This window comes from Mesorhizobium sp. M0563, from assembly GCF_040321065.1.
Lineage (GTDB): Bacteria > Pseudomonadota > Alphaproteobacteria > Rhizobiales > Rhizobiaceae > Mesorhizobium.
In genome coordinates, this window is sequence record NZ_JAMYQV010000017.1 from 15,257 (window position 1) to 36,541 (window position 21,285).

Sequence of the window (21,285 nt, forward strand, 5' to 3'; positions counted from 1 at the left end):
AACGGCACTCTCGGTGCTTTGTTCCGGGCCGGACGACAGCCGCTTCATTCATGCCGGGGCGTTTCCGTTGGCAAGACCGCAGGCGGTCTTCGCCCTCATTGATGCGCAGCAGCGAGATCCTTCACGTGACGTTCGTGCATTTGCAGCACCGGCAGCGTCCTCTTGGCAAACTCCTTCATCGCCGGATCGTCGCCGGAATTTGAGTAAGCGGAAAACAGCGCCACCGCTTCCTTATGCGCCTGGGTCTGCATGTCGATATATTTCGATTGGAAGCTGTCCCCGCTGGCCTCCTTGAGTTGGTCGAGCAACGCCTGGTGCTTGGTGTCCAGCGGCGGGCCGGCCGGCGTGGTGGCCGAAGTTGTCTGACCTTTGCTGAGCGCCGCCTTGAAGTCCTCGCCGGCCTTGGTGTGGTCCGTGACCATTTGCGCCGCGAAGGCCTTCACATCGTCGGCCGTCGCCTGCTTCTGTGCAAGTCGGCTCGACTCGATTTCAAATGTATTGGCGATGGGCACCGTCTTCACGAACGTCGCCGTGTCAACCTTGCTCATGGTGTCGGTCGTCAGAGGTGTCAGCGTCGCCGATTGGGCAAAAGCAGCCAAAGGCGCGCCGGCCATCAGCGCTGCCGCAGTGATGGATAGAAGTGTTTTCATGGAAGTTCTCCGAGGCTGATGTCATCCCTCCGATGGCTCAACGCGGAAGCTGCGGCGAGGTTGCCTGGTCGCGGCGGCCAGAGCCGCTGCGACGCCAAACAATGGTTTGGAAAGGCAAAACAAAGGACGCCGGCCGCGTCGCGCAAAGTGCAACGCAAGCCGCGAGATCGTACGGAATCGTACAAGCTCTTTCGCTTTGCCGCAGTCTTGCTATCGTTGGCTGGGAGAGATGGGTGGAGGCTTCCGTGGGGCAGATCAGGTCGCCGCTAGGAATCGGTATTGATACCGACGCTGCCGTTCACACCATCATGGCCGACTACCATTCCGGCGACATTCTCTCGACCACCGTCGTCATAGCCGATTTGCGCAGACGCTTTCCTTGGTGCCGGCAAACCGACGAGGAGCTGGTTGGCTTCATCGTTCGGGCGCTTGACGGTCGGGAGATCGCCGTCAGCTTCGACCACCGCGGCCGTTAGGCGGCTGATTCATGGCAAACTGACGAGGCTGCGGAGCGCACGCTCCGCAGCCGCGTCAGGCTATGATCACAGGGCGTTTACTTGCCGCAGTGGTTATCGTTCACCGTCGGCGCCATCGTTCCCGGAGCCTTGCCGGTCGCATCGGGCAGAGCCCCCTGCGGGCCCGGCGGGCAATTCCGGTCGGCATTCGAATTCGTCGTTGAGAAATCGCGAATGCTGTTGGTGATGGTCGAATCCGTGCCGGTGTCAGGGCCGCCATTATCCGGGACTACGACCGTCCGCCCGCTGCCGTCGGCAGCGGCTCCGGAGGGGTCGCCGACGTTCTGGGCCATCGCTGACGTGGCCAGACCGATCGTAAGCGCCGAAGCTGCGAGAATTTTCGTGAGCATGATGCTTCTCCTTTTTACGAGGGTCGTCGCGTTGCGACTACGAAAACAACCGTTCGGGCGGGCGAAGGTTCCGACAAATTTCCTATGAATTCAGCATGTTCTCAGGTGTTCAAGGTGGCCGGCGCGCCATTGCACAGCCCGGCGTTTTCCTCGCTGCATGAACGTGCGCCTTGCTGTCCCGCCGGAACAGGAATGCTCCTTGCGAGTTCATACCTTTGTACAATGCGAACGCGCTGATGCGAATGGCGGCAGCGCAAACAAGGAGAGCAGACATCATGGGCCTTGGAACCATTCTCATCATCATCTTGGTCCTTGCCTTGCTTGGCGGCTTCAGCGGCTTGGGCGGCGGACCGTTCTACGGCACCGGCTATTACGGTGGCGGTGGCCTCGGCCTGGTGCTGCTCATCGTCATCATCTTGGTCGTGCTTGGGCGCATTTAGCGTCACGCTCACGACAAAACGCCTGCCGCCGGGTAATAAGCGGCGGGCGTTTTGTCGTGAATAGACGAAAAGTCTCTAGGACTCTGGCTAAAAAGGCCGACCTGGCGTCGGACCCTTCGACACCGAGGACCCCGCCATAGCAGCAGCTTTAGTGTTGGCGATCGGCGGCCAGTGCTTCCTTTAGATCGGCGCTTAGCACGCCCTCGTTGAACAGCGACATGATACGGGCGGCCAACCGCTCGCGGACCGGACTGTCGTCCGCAACACCCAACTCGCGGCAGCAGTCGTCGAGCGCTTTTCTCAGCACGCTCAGTTCGGCTGGAGTTGCTGCACCATGCATCGACATGCCATCCTCCCTGAAAAGGGCGAAAGCGCGAAGCGTCTTTCAAGCATCCACTCGCCATGCCTGTGTGGATGACTCAAATTCAATTAGCGCCGCTTGCCTCCAAACTCAATGTACGGAAATTACCGAGCGGACAGATCGGGAACGACTGCCTTTCACCTGCATTATTGTAGTGATCCAAGCCACCCTCATTTGGATCACTGGGCGTAGCCCACGACGCCCGAATGGAGCCCGTTGCATCCCTCGCGACGGGCTCTTTCGCGCCCGACATTTTTGATTTATCGATTTCGTACCAAGCACCTTTGGTACGTTTTCAACTCTAACTTTCAGTCAGATGTTTTCGTAGGCAAGCGGCAGGAGAAACTGCCGTGCATCGAATTCATTTATTTAGTAGGCTCCATACCTTTCAGCGCTTATATAAGCCGTATCGTCAGCAGGTTATACCGGGCGCGGACGGCTGGGAGATCAAAAAGCTCTTGCCCTGTTTTGGGCCCAGCTATGTCCAATCAAAATCTATTCAAAAACAAGCTGTTGCGCCGGATGAGCGCCGGCGATTTTGCATTTCTCGAGCCGCACATCGAGCGCTGTTCGCTGGAGTTGCGGCAATCGCTCGAAGTATCCGGATCACCGATCGAGGCCATCTATTTCGTCGAGGACGGCATTGGTTCAGTGGTTGCGAAAATGCCGAATGGCAGCGATGCGGAAGTTGGCCTCATTGGCTTGGAAGGTATGACCGGCTCGGCCTTGGTGATGGGCGACGACCGCATGGTCCATGATTGCTATGTGCAACTGGCGGGAGAAGCCGCCAGGATAGATGCCGAGCCATTCAAGGCAGCGCTGACGCAAAGCCCGACATTGCGGCTGTTTTTGTTGCGCTACGTGCAGTGTCTGCATATCCAGACCGGCTACACCGCGCTGGTCAACGCGCGATCGAAGCTTGAAGACCGGCTGGCGCGCTGGCTGCTCATGTGTGACGATCGGGTGGCCGGCGACCGGCTGACGATCACCCACGAATTCCTGTCGATCATGCTCGGCGTAAGACGTCCGGGCGTCACGGTCGCGCTCCAGCTGCTTGAGGGCCGAGGGCTCATCCGGTCCCGCCGCGGCGAAATCATTATCCGCGACCGCGATGGTCTCGTTTCGCTAGCGGATGGCGGCTACGGCCTGGCCGAGGCCGAATATATCCGCCTGGTCGGACATACCGGCGAGCGCTGAGTGCTTTTCTCGCCTGTTGCTACCGCAGGTCGAGGCCCCTTGCGATACGACACAAGTGCCGTCGGAAAAATTTTCAAAGCTCCTGAACCGTCAGGGAACTTGTTTCCCATCGGAGGGTTATCGGACGCCTCTACTTTGCGAGGCTGCCACCAACTCCCGGGAGACGACCATGCCGACTACGAAAAAGGCCGCGAAGGCGGCAAGCAAGGGCCTCGAGGACCTGTTCCTCGACGGGCTCAAAGACCTCTACTACGCCGAGAAGAAGATACTGAAAGCGTTGCCCAAAATGGCCAAGGGCGCGGAGTCGGAAGAAGTGACTGCCGCCTTCGAGAAACACCACATGGAAACCGAAGGACATGTCGATCGCCTGGAGGAGGTGTTCGAGAAATTCGGCAAGCCGGCCCGCGGCAAGACCTGTCCAGCGATTGACGGCATCATCGAAGAGGGCTCGGAAGTGCTCGAGGAGTATAACGGTGCTCCTGCGCTCGACGCCGGGCTTGTCGGCGCGGCGCAGGCCGTCGAGCATTACGAGATCGCTCGTTACGGCACTTTGATCGCATGGGCGGAAGAACTCGGCAAGAGCGACGTTGTCGAACTGCTCAGGGCAACACTCAAGGAAGAGGTCGCGACCGACGAAGCGCTTTCCAAGCTCGGCGAAAGCGGTGTCAACGAACGCGCAATGCAAGAAGCCGCTTGATTTTCAGACTGCATCCCGAGCCTCGGCAATGGATTGCCGAGGCTCGGCTAGTGCGGCGAACCAGTGAATTCTGCATCGGTTCCGTCGTAGGCGGCAGAACGGAACACCAAGAGCGCCTTGAAGCGTTGCCTCCGGCGGGACTTACTCCATCTGCTCGAACGTACATTGCCGGGGCTCCTTGTCCGGCCGCCAGCGCAACAGCTTGGTTCCGTGCCGGAACCGGTCGCCTGTCACATGGTCGAAACGAACCTCGACCACCAGTTCAGGCTTTATCGGTTCCCATTGTGCGCTGCGCTCCGTGCTCCAGCGGCTTGGCCCGCCCGGCGCCTCGCCGGTGAAACCCGGTTTGGCCCGCAGTTTTTCCAGCCGTCTGGTCAGCGCCGCCCTGTCGTCCTTGCCGATGGTCGAGGTGAATCCGACATGGTCCAACCTGCCTTCGTTATTGTAGAGGCCAAGCAGCAGGGATCCGACTTCGTTGCTGCCGGCGAGATAGCGAAAGCCGCCGACCACGCAATCCGCAGTGCGCAGCCGCTTGACCTTGACCATGGCGCGCTCGCCGGGCTGGTATGGCTCGGCGATCAGTTTTGCAACAACACCGTCGGTCGAGCCATGGCCGGCGCCTTGCAGCCAGCGCTCGGCGGTAGCGGCATCGTGCGTGCATTTGGACAGGCGCAGTTCGCGCCGTCCCGCCGACGCGACAAAGGCCTCGATCGCCCGTCTCCTGTCGGTGAGGGGTTGTTCGATGATAATCTTGCCGCCGGGTTCGGCCAGCATATCGAACAGGACCAGCATGGCAGGCGTCTCCAGGCTCAACTTGCGGATCCTGCTTTCGGCTGGATGAAGGCGCATTTGCAGGGCCTCGAACGAGGACGATCCGTCGACCTCGATGACGATCTCGCCGTCGGCAACAAACCGTCGCGACCTCACATCGCGCAGCACCGCGATCAGTTCGGGAAAATAGCGGCCAAGCGGCTTGCCCGATTTTGCACGCAGATCGACGGCATCGTCACCCTTGAACACGAGGCACCGAAACCCGTCCCATTTCGGTTCGTACTGCCAAAGCCCGTCGCCGCCAGGAATTGCGTCGGCGGCTTTGGCTTCCATCGGACGAAGGTCGAGCGGCAACGGAAATGCGGTCATGGCTGGTCCGCGCCGCCGCTGAGGCATTCGCTACCGCCGTCGGCCATTCCCCTGGGCCCTGCTTTGCCGCCTCGCCACCTTGCGGCCGGTCTGGTCGGGCGCAGGCGACAGCGGATCGACTTCGTCGGACCCGCCGATCTCCTTGGTAATGCGATAGGCCAGATAAGCGACGGCTCCGGCAACCAGCAAGCGGACCATGTTTGAAAATCCTTCGTTGGCGTGAACCCACCAACCCCGGGCCGAAGGTTTTGTTCCGTCGCTGCCCATAGCCGAGGTGAATCGTCGGCTGCGCAACCAAAACCTAAGCGCATCGTTTGTTGCTTATCGACGAAAAGAATTTGCGATGAAGACGCTGTTACCCTTGTTCGCTTTGACCCTGGCGCCAATCCAGGCCAGCAGCGCTTGGCCTGACGGGTGACCGCGATGCTCCTCGTTGTTCCGGTTTGGCAAGACATCGCGGCACGGCTGCTTCTGACCGCGCTCGCAGGCCTTTTGATAGGCCTCAACAGGGAGGCGCGCGGGCACGCGGCGGGGCTACGCACCACCGTGCTGGTGGGATTGGCCGCCGCCATCACAATGATCCAGGCCAGTATTCTGCTGGAGACCGTTGGCAAGCACCCGGATTCGTTTGCATCGATGGACGTCCTGCGCTTTCCGCTGGGCGTGTTGACCGGCGTCGGCTTTATCGGCGGTGGCGCCATTCTTCGCCGCGGCAATCTTGTCAGCGGGGTCACCACAGCGGCCACGTTGTGGGTGATGACGGCGATCGGATTGGCTTTCGGTGGTGGCCAATACGGCTTGGGCGCGGCCGGCACGGCGCTGACGCTGGCCACTTTGCTGGTCCTGAAATGGGTGGACCTTCGAATGTCGCGCGAACACCATGCCCAGTTGGCACTGACGTGGAAGGCCGCGGCTCGACAGGAGCTCGATGCGCTCATCGGGCCGCTTGGCTACCAGGCACGCCTCGTCGCAATAGAGAGGCGCCCAGATCTCAAGGACCCTGTGTTCTCGTTCGAGATCAGTTGGAGGCGGCCCGACACTGGCGCACCGCCAATGGATCTGCTGGCATCGGTGGGCGAGCATTGCGAGATCCAGAAGTTTGATCTCCTCAGCGAGCCTGCCCGGTAGAGCGGTTCATCGTTTCACGGAAACGCCGAACCGCTCTATCGCTTTGTTTCTGCGCAATTCCGGACGGAAAACCGTTTCACACTTTTCCTGGAACAGCTCTAGCGGCTCGCAACGATCGCGGCCTGAATCAGGCCATCGCTTCTTCGCGGCACTTTCGATACCTATCTGTCGAGGCAGGACTCAAGGAGCAAGCAAAAGAGCGTGGCACAGCGATCGGGAAGTGCTGACCTTCCACTTCACGGCGGGCGCGTGCCGAAATGGCTCGGCGACCGCATGACGCGGCTTGGCGCGGTCATGTGCGAGGCGATCATCCACCATTACGGCCGCGATGAATTGCTGCGCCGGCTGGCGCATCCGTTCTGGTTCCAGTCTTTTGGCGCCGTGATGGGGATGGACTGGCACTCCTCCGGCATCACCACCAGCGTCGTCGGTGCCTTGAAGCGCGGCCTGTCGCCGCTTTCCAGCGAGCTCGGCATTCACGTTTGCGGCGGCCGCGGCGCGCATTCGCGCAAGACCCCGCACGAGCTTGCCCTGATCGGCGAGCGTGTCGGCCTCGACGGGCAGGGCCTGGCGACTGCCAGCCGGCTTGTCGCCAAGGTGGACAGCGCCGCGGTCCAGGACGGTTTCGATCTCTATCTGCACGGCTTCATCGTCACCGATGACGGCAAGTGGGTGGTGGTGCAGCAAGGCATGAACGGCGACAGCAAGGTGGCGCGCCGCTATCACTGGCTGTCGGAGGGCCTGAAGAGCTTTGTCGACCAGCCGCATGCCGCCATCGAAGGCGCCAACCAGGGCGAGATCGTCAACCTGACCGACCGCCGCGCCGAAGCGTCGCGCCAGGGACAACTGGACCTTCTGCACGATCTTGGACCGGATCGCATCGTGAGGGAGCTTGCCGCTTTGGAGCGGGGTTCGGCGCCAGTGCCGGAGCCGGCACAGAAGCTGCTGCCGCATCTGGTGATGCCGGCGCACCACGATGTACGCGAAAGCGATGTCGTCATGCGCCGCCTGCACGGCAACATCGCGGCGGCGGCCGAGCGCGGCCCGGCGGATTTCGCCGGCCTTCTCCTGGTGCCCAATGTCGGCGCGCGCACGGTGCGGGCGCTGGCGCTGGTCGCCGAAGTCGTGCATGGCGCGCCATGCCGTTTTTCCGATCCAGGACGTTTCTCGCTGGCGCATGGCGGCAAGGACAGGCATCCGTTCCCTGTGCCGTTGAAGGTCTATGACGAGACGATCGGCGTGCTGAAGTCGGCTGTCCAGAAGGCCAGGCTCGGCCGTGAGGAAGAGGTCGGCGCCTTGCGGCGGCTGGACGACCAGTCGCGGCAAGTCGAGCGCTATGCCACCGGGCCGAGCCTGAAGGAAATCGTCGCCGGGGAGTTCGAGCAATCGCATCTGCTCGGCGGCCGCAGCGTCTTCGGTTGGGAAGTCGCCCCCGAAACGACCGCAGTTAAATCAACGAAGTGATCGGCTCGGATCAAGCCTCCAGGTCGATCAACGCGACACCGAGCTCGGGACGGTGCCTGCGGCGCAGATGTCCAGGCGTTTCCACCAGCGTGACCTCGAGCGTCGGGCGAACGATGGCGTCCAGCAGATGGCCGCCCCTTGTGCTGCCGTCGCTCAATCCGAGCACGGCATGGACGTGCAGGCTGGGCTTGCCGTCGTCGCCGATGGCAACATCGCCAATCGCGCTCAGCACCTCGCACTGTTCCCGGATGGGAATTTTCCGGTAGGTCCTTTCCCTAGGGTCGAACCAGCCGACAGTTGCCCTTTCGAAAGCGCCGAGCGCGCTCAGCGACGCGCTGCCAACGCCGTGGTCGGCCGCAAACGAGGTCAGCTGCGCAAACGCCTCTTCGCCGGGATCAAGCACAACGACGAACGTTCTTTGGCCGGCGCTTTCGGCAACAATCTGTGACTTCATGATCTCGCTCCAGACGCCATTTCGGTTCTGTCCGATCGGGGTTGAACGGCAAGCCGGCTCGAGAGTTCCCCGGCACGGTTCGGATGAACATAGGATCACAGCCACGTGAGGCGGAGGAACCTTGCCTTGCGTGACTGGTTCGGCCGGCTTGAGACCCAGCCAGCCGGGAGCCAGCCATGTCCGAAACCCCTCTTGCCAGCCTGAGCCGACGCAGTTTCATGACCGGATCCGTTTCGGCGGCTGCGGCAGGGCCGCTCATGGCCACGTCGGCAAAAGCCGCCGCCCCGCAACCTGCCGCTTCGGCCGAGCCGCGCGATCTGTCGGCGATTTCACTGCGCATCAACAAGCAGCCCTACAATCTCGCCCTCGACAATCGCACCAGCCTGCTCGACGCGCTGCGCGACCATGTCGGCCTGACGGGTACCAAGAAAGGCTGCGACCATGGCCAGTGCGGGGCCTGCACCGTTCTTGTCGACGGCAAGCGGGTGCTGTCGTGCCTGAGCTTCGCCGTGATGAACAAGGGCCATGAGATCACCACGGTGGAAGGGCTCGCTTCCGCCGACGGCAATCTGCATCCGATGCAGCAGGCCTTCATCGACAATGACGCCTTCCAATGCGGGTACTGCACGCCCGGCCAGATCATGTCCGCCATCGGTTGCATCAACGAAGGCCATGCCGGCTCCGAGGACGATATCCGCGAGTATATGAGCGGTAATCTCTGCCGCTGCGCTGCCTACCCCAACATAGTCGCGGCCATCGTGCAGGCCCGGGACGAAACAAGGAAAGCCTGAGATGCGCCCCTTCGTTTACGAGAGACCGGCCAGCGTGTCCGCGGCGGCCGCCATTGCTTCCCGTTTTGCCGCAGAGGGTGTTCCGCCGACCGAGGCCGCCGCGCAATTCATCGCCGGCGGCACCAATCTGGCCGACTACATGAAGCTTGGCGTGGCCCGGCCGGAACGGCTGGTCGATCTCAATGGTCTCGGTGACAGGGCCCTGCGGCAGATCGAGGTCGGCGACGACAGCATCCGCTTCGGCGCGCTGGTCCGCATGGGCGAGGCTGCTGACACAGGCGAGATCAAGCGCCTTTGCCCGATGCTTGCCGAAAGCCTGAAGTTCGCCGCCAGCGGCCAGATCCGCAACATGGCGAGCCTGGCCGGCAATGTGTTGCAGCGGACGCGGTGCGAGTATTTTCGCGAGACCTCCTGGCCATGCAACAAGCGCGAGCCGGGCTCCGGCTGCGCGGCCATGGAAGGCTTCAACCGGCAACATGCGGTCCTTGGCACCAGCAACGCCTGCATCGCCACCTACCACGGCGATTTCGCCCAAGCGCTGATCGCGCTCGGCGCGACGGTCGAGGTGGAGGCAAGGCGCGGTATGCGCAAGATAGCGTTTTCGAGGCTACATCGCCTGCCGGGAGATACGCCCAACGTTGAGACCGAACTGGCCTCCGACGAGGTGATCACGGCCATCGAGGTGCCGCTTGGCGCCTGGAGCCGCCGCTCACGCTACCTGAAGATCCGCGACCGCGAGTCCTATGCGTTCGCGCTGGCCTCGGCGGCCGTGGCTCTGGATATGGACGGCGACACCGTCAGCCAGGCGCGCATTGCGCTTGGCGGCGTGGCAACCGTGCCATGGCGGGCCAAGGCGGCCGAGGAAGCACTGAGCGGCAAGGCACTTGACGATGAGGCGGCCGAAGCTGCCGCCGAAGCCGCGTTCGCCGAGGCGAAACCGCGCGAACACAATGCGTTCAAGATACCGCTCGGCAAGCGCACGCTTGTGCGGGCACTGCTCGAAACGCGCGACATGAAGGTCTGACCCATGAACCAAGCTGCTCCCGCGCCGAAAGAGAACATGGGAAATCCCGTTCCGCGCATCGATGCCCGCCTGAAGGTCACCGGACAGGCCGGCTATTCGGCTGATCTTCCAACCGCCAATATGGCCTATGGCGCACTTGCTACCAGCAGCATCGCCAAGGGCAGCATCACCGCCGTCCGGCTCGAAAGGGCGCGTAAGGTGCCCGGCGTTCTCGATATCGTCAGCGTCGGCGACATGGACGGCATCGACAAGCCGAAATTCGGCAACACCGGTGCAAGTTCGATCGCGCCGCTGCATGACAAGGCCATTTTCCACGACGGCCAGATCATCGCGCTGGTGGTGGCTGAAACATTCGAGGCGGCCGAGGAAGCCGCGGCGCTGATCCGCGCCGACTACGCCGAAGAGACGCCCAGCGCCGGCTTCGATTCCAGGGGAACGGAGATGGAGCCGGCCGCCGGCAAGAGTCCGTTGTTCAAGGAGGACGTCAAAGCCGGCGACTTCGATGCTGCCTATGCCGCAGCCGCAGTGAAGATCGACGAGAAATATTCGACGCCGACCCAGCACCACAACCCGATCGAGCTGTTCTCGACGACGGCGGTCTGGCAGGGCGATCAGCTCACGGTCTATGAACCGAGCCAGAACGTCACCGGCTGGAAGGCCGAGCTCGCCCGGCAGTTGAAGATCGATCCGGCCAATGTGCGGATCGTCAGTCCCTATGTCGGCGGCGCCTTCGGCTCCAAGGGGCCGATGACGGCCCGCACGGCGATCGTTGCCGTTGCGGCCCGCCGCGTCGGCCGGCCGGTGCGCTGCGTCGTCAGCCGCATTCAGGCGTACGGCACGCAGACCTACAGGGCGGAGACCCGGCACCGCATCCGCATCGGCGCAAACCAGGACGGCCGCATCACCGCCTTTGCACACGAAGGCTGGGAAGTCACGTCGCGGCCCGATCCCTATGTCGTCGGTGGCACTTCGGCCACCGGACGCATGTACGATTACGGCTCGGTGCTGACCCACGTCTCGCTGGTGCATGCCGACCGCAATACGCCTGGCTACATGCGTTCGCCGCCGGAGACGCCCTATGTCTATGCGCTGGAAAATGCCATGGACGAGATGGCGGTGGCGCTCGGCATGGACCCGGTCGAGTTCCGCCGCGTCAACGAGCCGCAGAAGGAGCCGATCGGCGGCAAGCCCTTCTCCAGCCGCTCGCTCGTGAAATGCTACGACCAGGCCGCCGAGGCCTTCGGCTGGTCCAAGCGCGAGGCCGCGGTTGGCTCGATGCGTGACGGCGACTGGCTGGTCGGCATGGGCTGCGCCACCGCAATCTATCCGACGGCGGCTGCGCCATGCGCCGCCCGCGTCCGCCTGACCACTGACGGCGAGGTTCGCGTCCAATGCGGCTCGCATGAGATCGGCACCGGCGTGCGCACGGTGGCAGCGCAGATGGCAGCCGAACGGCTCGGGATAGAAATGGACAAGGTCAGCGTCGAAATGGGCGACAGCGCCTTGCCGCCGGCACCGGTGTCCGGCGGGTCGATTTCGACGGCAAGCGTGTGCTCGGCGGTGCTGAAGGCCTGCGATGCCGTCCGCGCAAAGCTCTTCGCCGCGGCCGTCGCCGAAGCCGGGCCGCTGGCCGGGTCCGGCAACGCCAAGCTTGAAATGAGCCAAGAGAAAATCGTCGCGGACAACGGCAAATCGGCCAAGCTGTCGGATGTTTTCAAGACGATGCAGATCGGTGCGATCGAGGAATATGCCGAATTCGCGCCAAAGGGATCGTCACCGGAGGCGCTGAAGAAGCTCTATGCCGGGCAATCGGAGTTCCACGGCGGCGACCAGGACAAGGATTCGGTGAAATACGCCTTTGGCGCGGAATTCGTCGAGGTGCGCATCAACAGCCATACGCGCGAGATCCGCGTCCCGCGCATCGTCGGCGCCTTTGCCGCCGGGCGCATCATGAACACCCGCACCGCTCGCAGCCAGCTGATGGGCGGCATGATCTGGGGCATCGGCCAAGCCTTGCACGAGGCGACGGAAATCGACAAGCGTCATGCGCGCTACGTCAATCGCGACCTGCAGGACTATCTCGTGCCGGTCAACGCCGACGTGAAGCAGCTGGAAGTGATACTGGTTCCGGAGATTGACCACGAGGTGAACCCGGCCGGCGTCAAGGGTTTGGGCGAACTCGGCAATGTCGGGACCGCCGCGGCGGTCGCGAGCGCGGTCTACCACGCCACCGGCAAGCGCATTCGCGACCTGCCGATCAGGATCGATCACCTGATCGTCTGACCTCTCCAACTCAGCCCGGCTTCGGACCGGCTAGGCGCAGTTTGCATCTATTCCTTCGGCGCGGTGGCGGGCGCGGTATAGCGGCGGCGCACTGCGTCCAGGACGTGGTTGCGGCTCTCCTGCGCCGAAAGTGTGTCGTCTTTCTCCGCTTCGGCGGTTTCGCGCGCCAGCTCCTTATCCCTGATCTGGTGGCGAAACCATTTGGAATAGTCGCCGGCGCGCAAATGATGTTCCCAGGTCTTATCGTCAATGCCCTCGGCGATCTGGGCGAAAATCATCAGATTATGGGCGCGCAGGTTCATCGCATGGTCGGGGCCGCGGAAATAGAAGCTGCCCTTCTCGTCGAGCTGGCCCTCGGCATATTTGCGGCTATGGCGCTTGAGCGACTGCCGCGGCTCGATCGGCTCGACCATGGCAGGTTTCTTGTGCGCCTGCGGCCGCCAGAACAGCACGTGCTCGTCTTTTGGAGAGCTCAGATCCTTGTCCTTTGGCGGTTCGGTGCCGGTCTCGCGACAGAACGTCTTGACGACCTTTTTCGCCTTGGGGCCGAGTGCGATGACGGCGGTGACCAGCCGCAATGCTTCGGTTGAGATCGCATCCGGATGAACGGTGATCAGGATCGTGCCCGGCAATTCCATCGCCAGAACCATTGGCGTGTCGTCGCGCCGCTTCGGCAAGAGGTGATGCGCCTCATCGATGATCAGCCAGTGTGGTCGCGCGGTGCGGAAGCGAACACCGCCAAGGCCCGGCAGCAGGTCGGCAAAGAAGTCCGGCCGCTCGTTGACGCGCAGCGCCAGGCCGTTGACGACCAGATTGTTGTCCGGCTTCTCCAGGAGATCGAGCAACTGCGTCTTCGTCGGCGCATTCGAGCCGTCGCCCAGCCGGACGGCGCCCTCGAGGCCATCGTAGTCGCCTTCCGGATCGAAGATGCAGAACTGGAACTTTCTCTCGACAAAACGCTCCGTCAATGCGGTCGCCAAGGTCGATTTGCCGATGCCCGAGCTGCCGGCGATCAGCACCGTATCGGTTGGCGACAGATACACCTCCTTGCCATCGTCCGAGCCAAGCAGAATGCCATCGCGGCTTGGCACAAGCTCGCGATCGCGCTCGACCACCTTGGCGATCAGTTCCTCGACGCCTTTTCCGCGCGCGCCTCGTGTCACGAGATCCGCCGTATCCTTGACTGCCGGCAGTGCGTTGTCGACGGCGACGCTGAAGCCGCAGGCGCGCAGGAAGGCGTGGTCGTTTTCGGCGTCGCCGACACCGACGACGTTGTGCGGCGACAATCTGAGGTCCTGAAGCGCGGCTGTCAGCCCGGTCGCCTTGTTGATGCCGCTGGGCAGGATCATCACCGCGCCCTTGTTGAAGATGATTTCCAGCTCCAGCCCCAATTTCTTGATGACCTCGAGCGCGGTAACCTGATGCGGTTCCCAGGTGGCGACGATCGAGCGTCCGACCGAAAGCGGTTTGACACCGTGTTTCCTGAGTTTGGCGATGAACTCGGGGGCGGGCGGCGGAGATATCGTCCGCTCCTCCTCGCTGGCCGGCGTGTAGATCAGCGCCCCGTTTTCCGCGACCACCTTGTCGAAGATCGCGACTTCGGGAAAGACGCGTTTCAGGTCGGGCAGCTCGCGCCCGGTGACGAGAATGAGCTTGCGGCCGCTCTTCTTGAAGCGTTGAAGCGCCGCAAGTGTCTTTTCGGCGACAATCCCTTCATGCGCCAGCGTGCCGTCGTAGTCGGTGGCCAAGGCTATGAAATACATGTCGTCAGTAGCCGCCGACGATTGGCAATATCTCGCCGGTGATGTAGCTCGAGCAGTGCGGCGAGGCGAGGAACACATACGCTGGCGCGATCTCTTCCGGTTGTGCCGGTCGTTTCATCGGTGTGTCGGCGCCAAATTTCGAAACATCGCCGGCTTCCTTGTCCGAGGGGTTGAGCGGCGTCCAAACCGGGCCTGGTGCCACGGCGTTGACCCTTATGCCCTTGTCGACAAGGTTGCCCGAGAGCGCGCGGGTGAAGGCATGAATGCCGCCCTTGGTCATGGAGTAATCGACCAGTTGCTTCGATCCCTCGATGCCGGTCACTGAACCGGTGTTGATGATCGCCGAACCGGGTTTCATGTGCGGAACGGCCTCCTGCGCCATGTGGAAATAGCCGTAGAGGTTGGTCTTCAGCGTGGTGTCGAAATGCTCCTCGGTCAGCTCGCTGAAATCGCTGGAATGGACCTGGAAAGCGGCGTTGTTGACCAGCACGTCGATCCGCCCAAACTGCTGCACGATCTCAGCCACCGCGTTGTGGCAGTGGCCGCGTTCGCTGACATCGGCCTTGATCAGGATGCATCGCCGGCCTTCGGTTTCGACGGCCCTTTTGGTCTCTTCGGCGTCCTTGTCCTCCGACAGATAGACGATCGCCACATCGGCGCCTTCACGTGCATAGAGCACGGCCACCGCGCGGCCGATGCCTGAATCGCCGCCGGTAATGACGGCCACTTTGCCGTCGAGCTTTTTCGATCCGATATAAAATGGCGCATCGTAAAGCGGCGCCGGCTCGATCGCCCATTCATGCCCCGGCTTCGGCTGGTGCTGCTCGGGGAAGGGCGGCTCGGGATATTTGCGGGCACCGGCCTGCATGGCGCCTTTTGGCTTGCCCTTGGACTTGGACTTGTCCTTCTCGTCGATACGGCGCTGGATGTGCCGTTGCTTGGCGGCCTCGCCGGCGATTTCCGATTTCATCTGCATGGTCATCTCCCTGGCTTGAAACCCAACAACGCACGTCCGGCGAAAAGGTTTATGCGACCACTTCATTCCTTCAGCCCGGCGACCCGCTCCAGCAGTGGCCGTTGCAGCCGCGGTAGATGGCCGACGACGCTGAAGGCCGCGTTCCTGAAGCTTTGCATGATGCCATTGTCCGACCGGGCCATTGACAGGATGCGCTCGCTGAGGGTGATCCACCGTCGCCCTATCGGGTGGCGTTCGCTTGTGTAGCCGGCCAGCGTGCCTTCGACGAAACGCCTGGCGAATGATGCGGCGAGATTCATGCCGCGCGCGCCCAGCGGCGAATGGGATGGAGGTCGGGGATGGTCATGATGGTTGTCCGGGTGAAACGAAACGTGACCTCATCCGAACGCATGGAGTGTTCGATGGTTTCCGGTCAGCCGACCCGATGGGCCAGGGCGGGGTAACCATTCTGTGATCTCCGCTGCCCCGGCCGGAACTTACCCACGCAGCCGCAGTTAGGGGCTTTGGGGGGTGGATACGGTTGCTGGATGTGAAATCGGCGAGGGGATGCCGCAGGTCTTTTCAAGGAGCGCCAACGGCATTTCACGCTTCGCTCTGTGGGGCGCGTGTTTCATGGCCATCTTTGCGGCTCTCGGCGGTACCGCCATCCTGCGTTCGGACTTCGTCACCGGCGTTGGCCGGCCGTTGGCGCAACCAGTGCCGTTCAGCCACAGGCACCATGTCGGCGAGCTCGGCCTCGATTGCCGTTATTGCCATAGCGGCGTCGAGACTTCGTCATCGGCTGGTCTGCCGGCGACGGAGGTGTGCATGACCTGCCATTCGCAGCTCTTCACCAACGCGGACATGCTGGCGCCGGTACGGGCGAGCCTTGCCTCCGGGCAGCCATTGCAGTGGCAGCGGGTGAACAGTGTGCCCGACTTCGTCTATTTCAATCATTCGATCCATATCGCCAAAGGCGTCGCCTGCGAGACGTGCCATGGCGAGGTCGACGACATGCCGCTGATACGGCGGGCGCACGCGCTGTCGATGGAATGGTGCCTGGGATGCCATCGCGATCCCGAGCCCAATTTGCGTCCGCCGCAGGACGTGTTCCTGATGCACTGGAAGCCGCCGGCCGGCATCGCCGAAATCCGCCGGTCGCTCATCAGCCTTCTCGATATCCACCCCGAGACCATGACCGACTGTTATGTCTGCCACCGCTGACAAGCCGATTGCGGCTCCAGACATGGCCGGCCTGCGCGAACGGCTTTCGCCTGGTCCGGAGCTGTGGCGGAGCCTCGACGAACTCGCCGATACACCGGAATTCCGCCGCTTCGTCGATGCCGAATTTCCTTCGATCGCCGAGCGCATCCCGGCGCGGCTCGACCGGCGCACGCTGCTGAAGCTGATGGGTGCATCGCTGTCGCTGGCCGGGCTTGCCGCCTGCAGCCGGGCCGAAGACATCCTGCCTTATATCCGCCAGCCGGAAAACATCGTTCCCGGCCGGCCGCTTTATTACGCGACCACGCTGTCGAGCGACGGCTACGGCATCGGTGCGGTGGTCGAAAGCCATGAGGGCCGGCCGACCAAGGTGGAAGGCAATCCCGACCATCCGGCCTCGCGCGGCGCGACGGACGCTGTCATGCAGGCGGCGGTGCTGTCGCTGTTCGACCCCGATCGCTCGCGCATGCCGCTGAAGCATGGCGAACCCGCAGCCTATGACGACTTCCTTGCCGACATGGCCGAGCTCACCTCGCGGCTCGCTGGAGCTGGCACGGCGCTGCTGATCGAAGCAACGACCTCGCCCACCATGAAGGCGCAGCTCGAGGCGCTGCGCGCGCGCTATCCCAGGCTGAGGCTGTTCCGGCACGATCCCCTGGCGACGCCGTCCGGCACCGAAGCCACACAGATCCTGTTCGGCAGGGCGCTTGCACCGGTCTGCCGGTTTGATCGCGCCGAGGTGATTTTCAGTCTCGACGCGGATTTCCTGGGCGAGGGCCCCGGTCGTCTCGCCTACGCCCGTGATTTCGCTGCAAGACGCCGCGTCCGCGGGGCGGACGATACGATGAGCCGGCTCTATGCGGTGGAGTCGACGCCGACGATCACCGGCGCTGCCGCCGATCACCGCCGGCCGGTGCGGCCGAGCGAGGTCGAAACCGTCGCAGCGGCGCTGAGCGCCGTGCTTGGCGGCGAAGCGGCGCCAAGCGCCTTGGCATTGGACCCGACCTGGCTGGCTGCCGCCGCGAACGACCTGAAGGCGACCGGCCGCTCGGCGCTGATCGTGCCGGGCGCCCATCAAACACCGTTCGTCCATGCCGCCGCTCTTGCCATGAATGCGCGGCTTGGTGCGCTTGGCAACACCGTGGAACTGATCGAGCCGCCCGACGCGATGCCCATCGAGGGCGACCTCGCGCGTCTTTGCCAGGCGATCACCGTGCGAGACATCGACACCGTTGTCATACTTGGCGCCAATCCTCTCCACACTGCGCCTGCGGGACTTGATGTCCGCGACGTGTTTTCGCAGCTGAAGCTTCTTGTCCACTGGGGTCTCTACCGCGACGAAACCGCCTTCGTCGCACACTGGCATATCCCTGCTGCGCATGATCTCGAGAGCTGGAGTGACCTGCGCGCCCATGACGGAACCGCGTCCATCGTGCAGCCGCTGATCAGGCCGCTTTACCAGGGGCGGACGGTGCATGAACTCCTGGCCGTGCTTGGCGGTGAATTAGCTGTTTCTGCGCTGCCGCTCGTCCGCAGGACATGGGCACAAACGACTTGGGCGCAAGCACTGGACGATCCCGCGTGGCGAAAGGCGCTTCGCGACGGCTTTGTATCCGGCAGTGCCAGCAGTCCAGTCGATGTTGCAATGCCTGCGGATTTGCGCGGCCTGAAGCCGCGCATCGAAGCGGCAAAAGGCGTCGAAATCCGTTTCGTTGCCGATCCCTGGCTGCGCGATGGACGCAATGCCAATTCGGCCTGGCTGCAGGAGCTGCCGCGGCGGCTGAGCAAGATCGTCTGGGGCAACGCAGCCCTGATGTCGCCGGCGACATCAGGACGGCTTCAGGTGGAAAACGGCCGGGTCGTCAACATCGCCTCGAACGGCATGGACATCGATGCGCCGGTCTGGATCATGCCTGGCCATCCCGACGACACCGTGACGCTTGCTCTGGGTTTCGGCCGGAAGCTCGGTTCGGTGGCAGCACTCGCTGACGGCCACGACGCGTACAGGCTGCGAAGCCCTGAGGCTCCCTGGATCGTCTATGGCGCCATGATCACGCCGCGCGACAGCAGCGCACGGGTCATCACCACACAACACCACCAGGCGATGGAGGGCAGGGCGATCGTTCGCCATGCCTCGCTCGATGCCTTTCGCAAAGATCCGCACTTCGTGCGCGACGGCGTGCCGCCGACGCCAAGCGAGTCGCTCTATCCTGACTGGCAATACAGCCAGGAAGCCTGGGCCATGTCGATCGATCAGTCGGCATGCATCGGCTGCATGGCCTGTGTTTCTGCCTGCCAGGCGGAAAACAACATCGCCACCGTCGGGCCGGACGAGTCGGCACTCGGCCATGAAATGCATTGGCTGCGGATCGACCGCTACTATTCCGGCCCGCTCGACGATCTCGACGTCTTTTTCCAGCCGGTGCCTTGCATGCATTGCGAGAAGGCGCCGTGCGAGGTCGTCTGTCCGGTCAACGCCACCACCCACACCCATGACGGGCTCAACGCGCAGGTCTATAACCGTTGCATTGGCACGCGCTACTGCTCGCAGAACTGCCCCTACAAGGTGCGGCGCTTCAACTTCCTGGACTTCCAGGAATTCGACAAGGATGCCGCGGGACCTGAACAGGCCGTGCACAATCCAGACGTCAGCGTCCGTTCGCGCGGCGTGATGGAGAAATGCACCTACTGCGTCCAGCGCATTTCCGAAAAGCGCATCAAGGCTCAGATCGAAAACCGCGCCATCGCCGACGGCGAGGTGGTGACCGCCTGCCAGCAGGCCTGCCCGACGCAGGCGATCGTCTTCGGCGATCTCAACAGCAAGGGCGCCAGGGTGGCGCAGGAAAAAGCGGCACCGCATCACTACGCCTTGCTCGAGGAGCTGAATACGCGACCGCGCACCACCTATCTCGGCAAGATCATAAATATCAATGGCCGTCTCTCGTCAGGCGGGAAAGCCGATGGCTGAGGCTTTTGCTGCAAAACCGGGCGCATTGCCCGTTCTGCATGGCAGGCACGACCTTCCGGAGATCAGCGGCCGTATCAGTGCGATCGTCCTCGACGGCAGGCTGCCGCGCTATTTCTGGGCAGCTTTTTTTTCCTGCTTCGTCTTCGTCCTCATCTTCCTCTATTCGATCACCTATCTGATCTCGGTCGGCGTTGGCGCCTACGGCATCAACGTCCCCGTCGTCTGGGGCACGATGATCGGCAATTTCGTCTGGTGGATCGGCATCGGCCATGCCGGCACGCTGATCTCGGCCGTGCTCCTGCTTCTGCGCCAGCCATGGCGCGCCTCGATCAATCGCTTTGCCGAGGCGATGACGCTGTTTGCCGTTGCAATGGCCGGGCTTTTCCCGATCCTGCATCTCGGCCGCCCGTGGTTCTTCTACTGGTTGCTGCCGCTGCCCAACACCCATATGCACTGGCCGCAATGGCGCAGCCCGCTGGTCTGGGATTTCGCGGCGATCGCCACTTATGCCAGCGTTTCGCTGATGTTCTGGTATATGGGCCTGCTGCCCGATCTCGCCGTCCTGCGCGACCGAGCGAAATCGCGCCCGGCGCAGCTGTTCTACGGCATACTGGCAATCGGCTGGCGCGGTTCGGCCTTTCATTGGGCGCGCTATCAGACGGTCTATTTCCTGATGGCGGCACTGGCCACGCCGCTGGTCGTCTCGGTGCATTCGATCGTCTCGCTCGACTTCACCTTCGCCATCACGCCGGGCTTCCACTCGACGATCTTTCCTCCCTATTTCGTTGCCGGAGCGCTGCTGTCCGGCTTCGCCATGGTGCTCACCATCGCCATCCCGCTGCGCTGGGCGTTTTCGGTCCAGGATCTGATCACGCTGCGGCACATGGACAATGCCGCCAAGCTGATGATCGCCGCCGGCATGATCGTCATCTATGGCTACGCGTCCGAGGCCTTCTTCGCCTGGTATTCGGGCGAGATCTACGAGCGCACGATGATGTGGCAGCGCGCCTTCGGACCTTATGCGCCGCTGTTCTGGGCCATGCTCGCCTGCAACGGCGCAGTTTTGCAATTGCTCTGGTTCCGACGGGTGCGCCTCAACATGCCGGGGCTGTTCGCCATTGCACTCATCATCAACGTCGGCATGTGGATCGAGCGCTATGTCATCGTCGTCACCGGGCCAAGCCGCGATTACCTGCCGTCGTCCTGGGGCGAGCAGTCATTGAGGTGGCTCGACTTCGGCATCCTGTTCGGCTCGATCGGCACCTTCTTCGCATTGGTCTTCCTGTTCATCCGCATCCTGCCGGCCATCACCATCTTCGAGGTCGAGAAGCTGGCCGGGGAGAGGGGCAGCACAGGATGAGCCTTTACGGCGTCATCGCGGCTTTCGCCGATCCGGAAGCGCTGACCGAGGCGGTCCGCACCATGCGGGCGCGTGGCTACCGGCGCATGGACGCGTTCTCGCCATTCCATGTGCGTGGGTTGGCCGAGATGCTCGGCATGCGCAAAACGCGCTTGCCGTGGGCCATCCTTGGCGGCGCCATCGCTGGCGCGGTGTTTGTCTACGGGCTGATCCTCTATTCGGTCGAGATCGACTATCCGCTCAATGTCGGCGGCCGGCCGCTGCATTCCTGGCCGGCCTTTCTCGTCATTGCCTTCGAGGCGGCGATACTTGGCGCCGCGCTGGCCGCATTCTTCGGCGGGCTGGCCGCCAATCGCCTGCCCGAATATTACCACCCGGTCTTCAATGCCACGAGCTTCACCTACGCGCGCGGCGGCAAGTTCTACCTGCTCGTCGAAGCCGCCGATCCGAAGTTCCGCAAGGGCGTGACCAAGGGCCAGCTGACCCGGCTTGGCGCCGAAACCGTCGAGGAGGTGGAGGCGTGA

At 62.9% G+C, this 21,285-nt stretch carries 22 protein-coding genes; 13 read left to right on the forward strand and 9 right to left on the reverse strand.

The window, feature by feature from the left end:
• Positions 1 to 95 precede the first annotated feature (95 nt).
• On the reverse strand, positions 96 to 614 hold the full coding sequence (locus NKI50_RS20780) for a DUF4142 domain-containing protein (protein ID WP_352643806.1): 519 nt from the start codon (positions 612 to 614) through the stop codon (positions 96 to 98).
• A gap of 281 nt (positions 615 to 895) precedes the next feature.
• On the opposite strand from NKI50_RS20780, the gene NKI50_RS20785 reads away from it, so the two are divergent.
• A complete protein-coding gene (locus NKI50_RS20785; RefSeq protein ID WP_156948137.1) occupies positions 896 to 1,126 on the forward strand; it encodes a hypothetical protein in 231 nt (76 codons plus the stop codon).
• Between the two features lie 77 nt (positions 1,127 to 1,203).
• Here the strand turns inward: NKI50_RS20785 and NKI50_RS20790 are convergent, their stop codons facing one another.
• Positions 1,204 to 1,515, reverse strand: a complete 312-nt coding sequence (locus tag NKI50_RS20790; RefSeq protein ID WP_023720549.1) for a hypothetical protein — start codon at positions 1,513 to 1,515, stop codon at positions 1,204 to 1,206.
• Between the two features lie 275 nt (positions 1,516 to 1,790).
• Between NKI50_RS20790 and NKI50_RS20795 the strand changes: the two genes are divergently transcribed.
• The gene (locus NKI50_RS20795; RefSeq protein ID WP_023720548.1) at positions 1,791 to 1,955 is read left to right on the forward strand and encodes a DUF3309 family protein; all 165 of its coding nucleotides are present in this window, start codon (positions 1,791 to 1,793) and stop codon (positions 1,953 to 1,955) included.
• Between the two features lie 148 nt (positions 1,956 to 2,103).
• Here NKI50_RS20795 and NKI50_RS20800 read toward each other — a convergent pair whose 3' ends face one another.
• Positions 2,104 to 2,301: a hypothetical protein gene (locus tag NKI50_RS20800; protein ID WP_023720547.1), complete on the reverse strand. Its 198-nt coding sequence runs from the start codon at positions 2,299 to 2,301 to the stop codon at positions 2,104 to 2,106.
• Positions 2,302 to 2,796: 495 nt separating this feature from the next.
• On the opposite strand from NKI50_RS20800, the gene NKI50_RS20805 reads away from it, so the two are divergent.
• Together NKI50_RS20805 and NKI50_RS20810 are read left to right on the forward strand one after the other, a co-directional pair.
• Positions 2,797 to 3,513 (forward strand): Crp/Fnr family transcriptional regulator, encoded by a 717-nt coding sequence (locus NKI50_RS20805; RefSeq protein ID WP_352548102.1) that lies wholly within the window; start codon positions 2,797 to 2,799, stop codon positions 3,511 to 3,513.
• A gap of 169 nt (positions 3,514 to 3,682) precedes the next feature.
• On the forward strand, positions 3,683 to 4,210 hold the full coding sequence (locus NKI50_RS20810; protein WP_023720545.1) for a YciE/YciF ferroxidase family protein: 528 nt from the start codon (positions 3,683 to 3,685) through the stop codon (positions 4,208 to 4,210).
• Between the two features lie 141 nt (positions 4,211 to 4,351).
• On the opposite strand, the gene NKI50_RS20815 is transcribed toward NKI50_RS20810, so the two are convergent.
• Positions 4,352 to 5,350, reverse strand: coding sequence for an ATP-dependent DNA ligase (locus NKI50_RS20815; protein ID WP_023720544.1), 999 nt, complete (start codon positions 5,348 to 5,350; stop codon positions 4,352 to 4,354).
• Positions 5,351 to 5,380: 30 nt separating this feature from the next.
• A complete protein-coding gene (locus NKI50_RS20820; RefSeq protein ID WP_023720543.1) occupies positions 5,381 to 5,548 on the reverse strand; it encodes a hypothetical protein in 168 nt (55 codons plus the stop codon).
• Between the two features lie 225 nt (positions 5,549 to 5,773).
• Here NKI50_RS20820 and NKI50_RS20825 point away from each other — a divergent pair, with 225 nt between their 5' ends.
• Both NKI50_RS20825 and NKI50_RS20830 read left to right on the forward strand, forming a co-directional pair.
• Positions 5,774 to 6,478 carry an MgtC/SapB family protein gene (locus NKI50_RS20825; RefSeq protein WP_031194456.1) on the forward strand — a complete coding sequence of 235 codons (705 nt, stop codon included), beginning with the start codon at positions 5,774 to 5,776 and terminating at the stop codon, positions 6,476 to 6,478.
• Positions 6,479 to 6,679: 201 nt separating this feature from the next.
• Entirely contained in the window at positions 6,680 to 7,942 is a 1,263-nt protein-coding gene (locus tag NKI50_RS20830) for a DUF763 domain-containing protein (protein ID WP_352481422.1), read from the forward strand.
• Positions 7,943 to 7,952: 10 nt separating this feature from the next.
• On the opposite strand, the gene NKI50_RS20835 is transcribed toward NKI50_RS20830, so the two are convergent.
• Positions 7,953 to 8,396 carry a PPC domain-containing DNA-binding protein gene (locus NKI50_RS20835; RefSeq protein ID WP_352481423.1) on the reverse strand — a complete coding sequence of 148 codons (444 nt, stop codon included), beginning with the start codon at positions 8,394 to 8,396 and terminating at the stop codon, positions 7,953 to 7,955.
• A gap of 176 nt (positions 8,397 to 8,572) precedes the next feature.
• On the opposite strand from NKI50_RS20835, the gene NKI50_RS20840 reads away from it, so the two are divergent.
• Genes NKI50_RS20840 through NKI50_RS20850 form a run of 3 tightly spaced genes read left to right on the forward strand, consistent with a single transcriptional unit; the run spans position 8,573 to position 12,494 of the window.
• Positions 8,573 to 9,187, forward strand: a complete 615-nt coding sequence (locus tag NKI50_RS20840) for a (2Fe-2S)-binding protein (RefSeq protein WP_352548009.1) — start codon at positions 8,573 to 8,575, stop codon at positions 9,185 to 9,187.
• A 1-nt stretch (position 9,188) separates the two neighbouring features.
• Positions 9,189 to 10,211, forward strand: coding sequence for an FAD binding domain-containing protein (locus NKI50_RS20845; RefSeq protein ID WP_352481425.1), 1,023 nt, complete (start codon positions 9,189 to 9,191; stop codon positions 10,209 to 10,211).
• A gap of 3 nt (positions 10,212 to 10,214) precedes the next feature.
• Positions 10,215 to 12,494, forward strand: coding sequence for a xanthine dehydrogenase family protein molybdopterin-binding subunit (locus NKI50_RS20850; protein ID WP_352591979.1), 2,280 nt, complete (start codon positions 10,215 to 10,217; stop codon positions 12,492 to 12,494).
• Positions 12,495 to 12,541: 47 nt separating this feature from the next.
• Here the strand turns inward: NKI50_RS20850 and NKI50_RS20855 are convergent, their stop codons facing one another.
• The 3 genes from NKI50_RS20855 to NKI50_RS20865 all read right to left on the reverse strand — a co-directional run bounded on the left by NKI50_RS20855 (position 12,542) and on the right by NKI50_RS20865 (position 15,532).
• The gene (locus NKI50_RS20855; RefSeq protein ID WP_023720538.1) at positions 12,542 to 14,257 is read right to left on the reverse strand and encodes an HAD family hydrolase; all 1,716 of its coding nucleotides are present in this window, start codon (positions 14,255 to 14,257) and stop codon (positions 12,542 to 12,544) included.
• Positions 14,258 to 14,261: 4 nt separating this feature from the next.
• Entirely contained in the window at positions 14,262 to 15,233 is a 972-nt protein-coding gene (locus NKI50_RS20860) for an SDR family oxidoreductase (RefSeq protein ID WP_352481428.1), read from the reverse strand.
• Between the two features lie 62 nt (positions 15,234 to 15,295).
• The gene (locus NKI50_RS20865) at positions 15,296 to 15,532 is read right to left on the reverse strand and encodes an FAD-dependent monooxygenase family protein (RefSeq protein WP_352548013.1); all 237 of its coding nucleotides are present in this window, start codon (positions 15,530 to 15,532) and stop codon (positions 15,296 to 15,298) included.
• A 247-nt stretch (positions 15,533 to 15,779) separates the two neighbouring features.
• Here NKI50_RS20865 and NKI50_RS20870 point away from each other — a divergent pair, with 247 nt between their 5' ends.
• From NKI50_RS20870 to NKI50_RS20885, 4 genes are read left to right on the forward strand one after another with little or no spacing between them, the layout of a single operon-like run.
• A complete protein-coding gene (locus NKI50_RS20870) occupies positions 15,780 to 16,436 on the forward strand; it encodes a cytochrome c3 family protein (RefSeq protein WP_023720534.1) in 657 nt (218 codons plus the stop codon).
• Positions 16,420 to 19,401 (forward strand): TAT-variant-translocated molybdopterin oxidoreductase, encoded by a 2,982-nt coding sequence (locus NKI50_RS20875; protein ID WP_352640336.1) that lies wholly within the window; start codon positions 16,420 to 16,422, stop codon positions 19,399 to 19,401. The genes NKI50_RS20870 and NKI50_RS20875 overlap by 17 nt, the downstream gene beginning before the upstream one ends.
• Complete coding sequence (gene nrfD / locus NKI50_RS20880; RefSeq protein WP_352481430.1) at positions 19,394 to 20,761, forward strand: NrfD/PsrC family molybdoenzyme membrane anchor subunit; 1,368 nt, start codon at positions 19,394 to 19,396, stop codon at positions 20,759 to 20,761. The genes NKI50_RS20875 and nrfD overlap by 8 nt, the downstream gene beginning before the upstream one ends.
• Positions 20,758 to 21,285, forward strand: coding sequence for a DUF3341 domain-containing protein (locus tag NKI50_RS20885; RefSeq protein WP_352481431.1), 528 nt, complete (start codon positions 20,758 to 20,760; stop codon positions 21,283 to 21,285). Before nrfD ends, NKI50_RS20885 begins: the two co-directional genes overlap by 4 nt.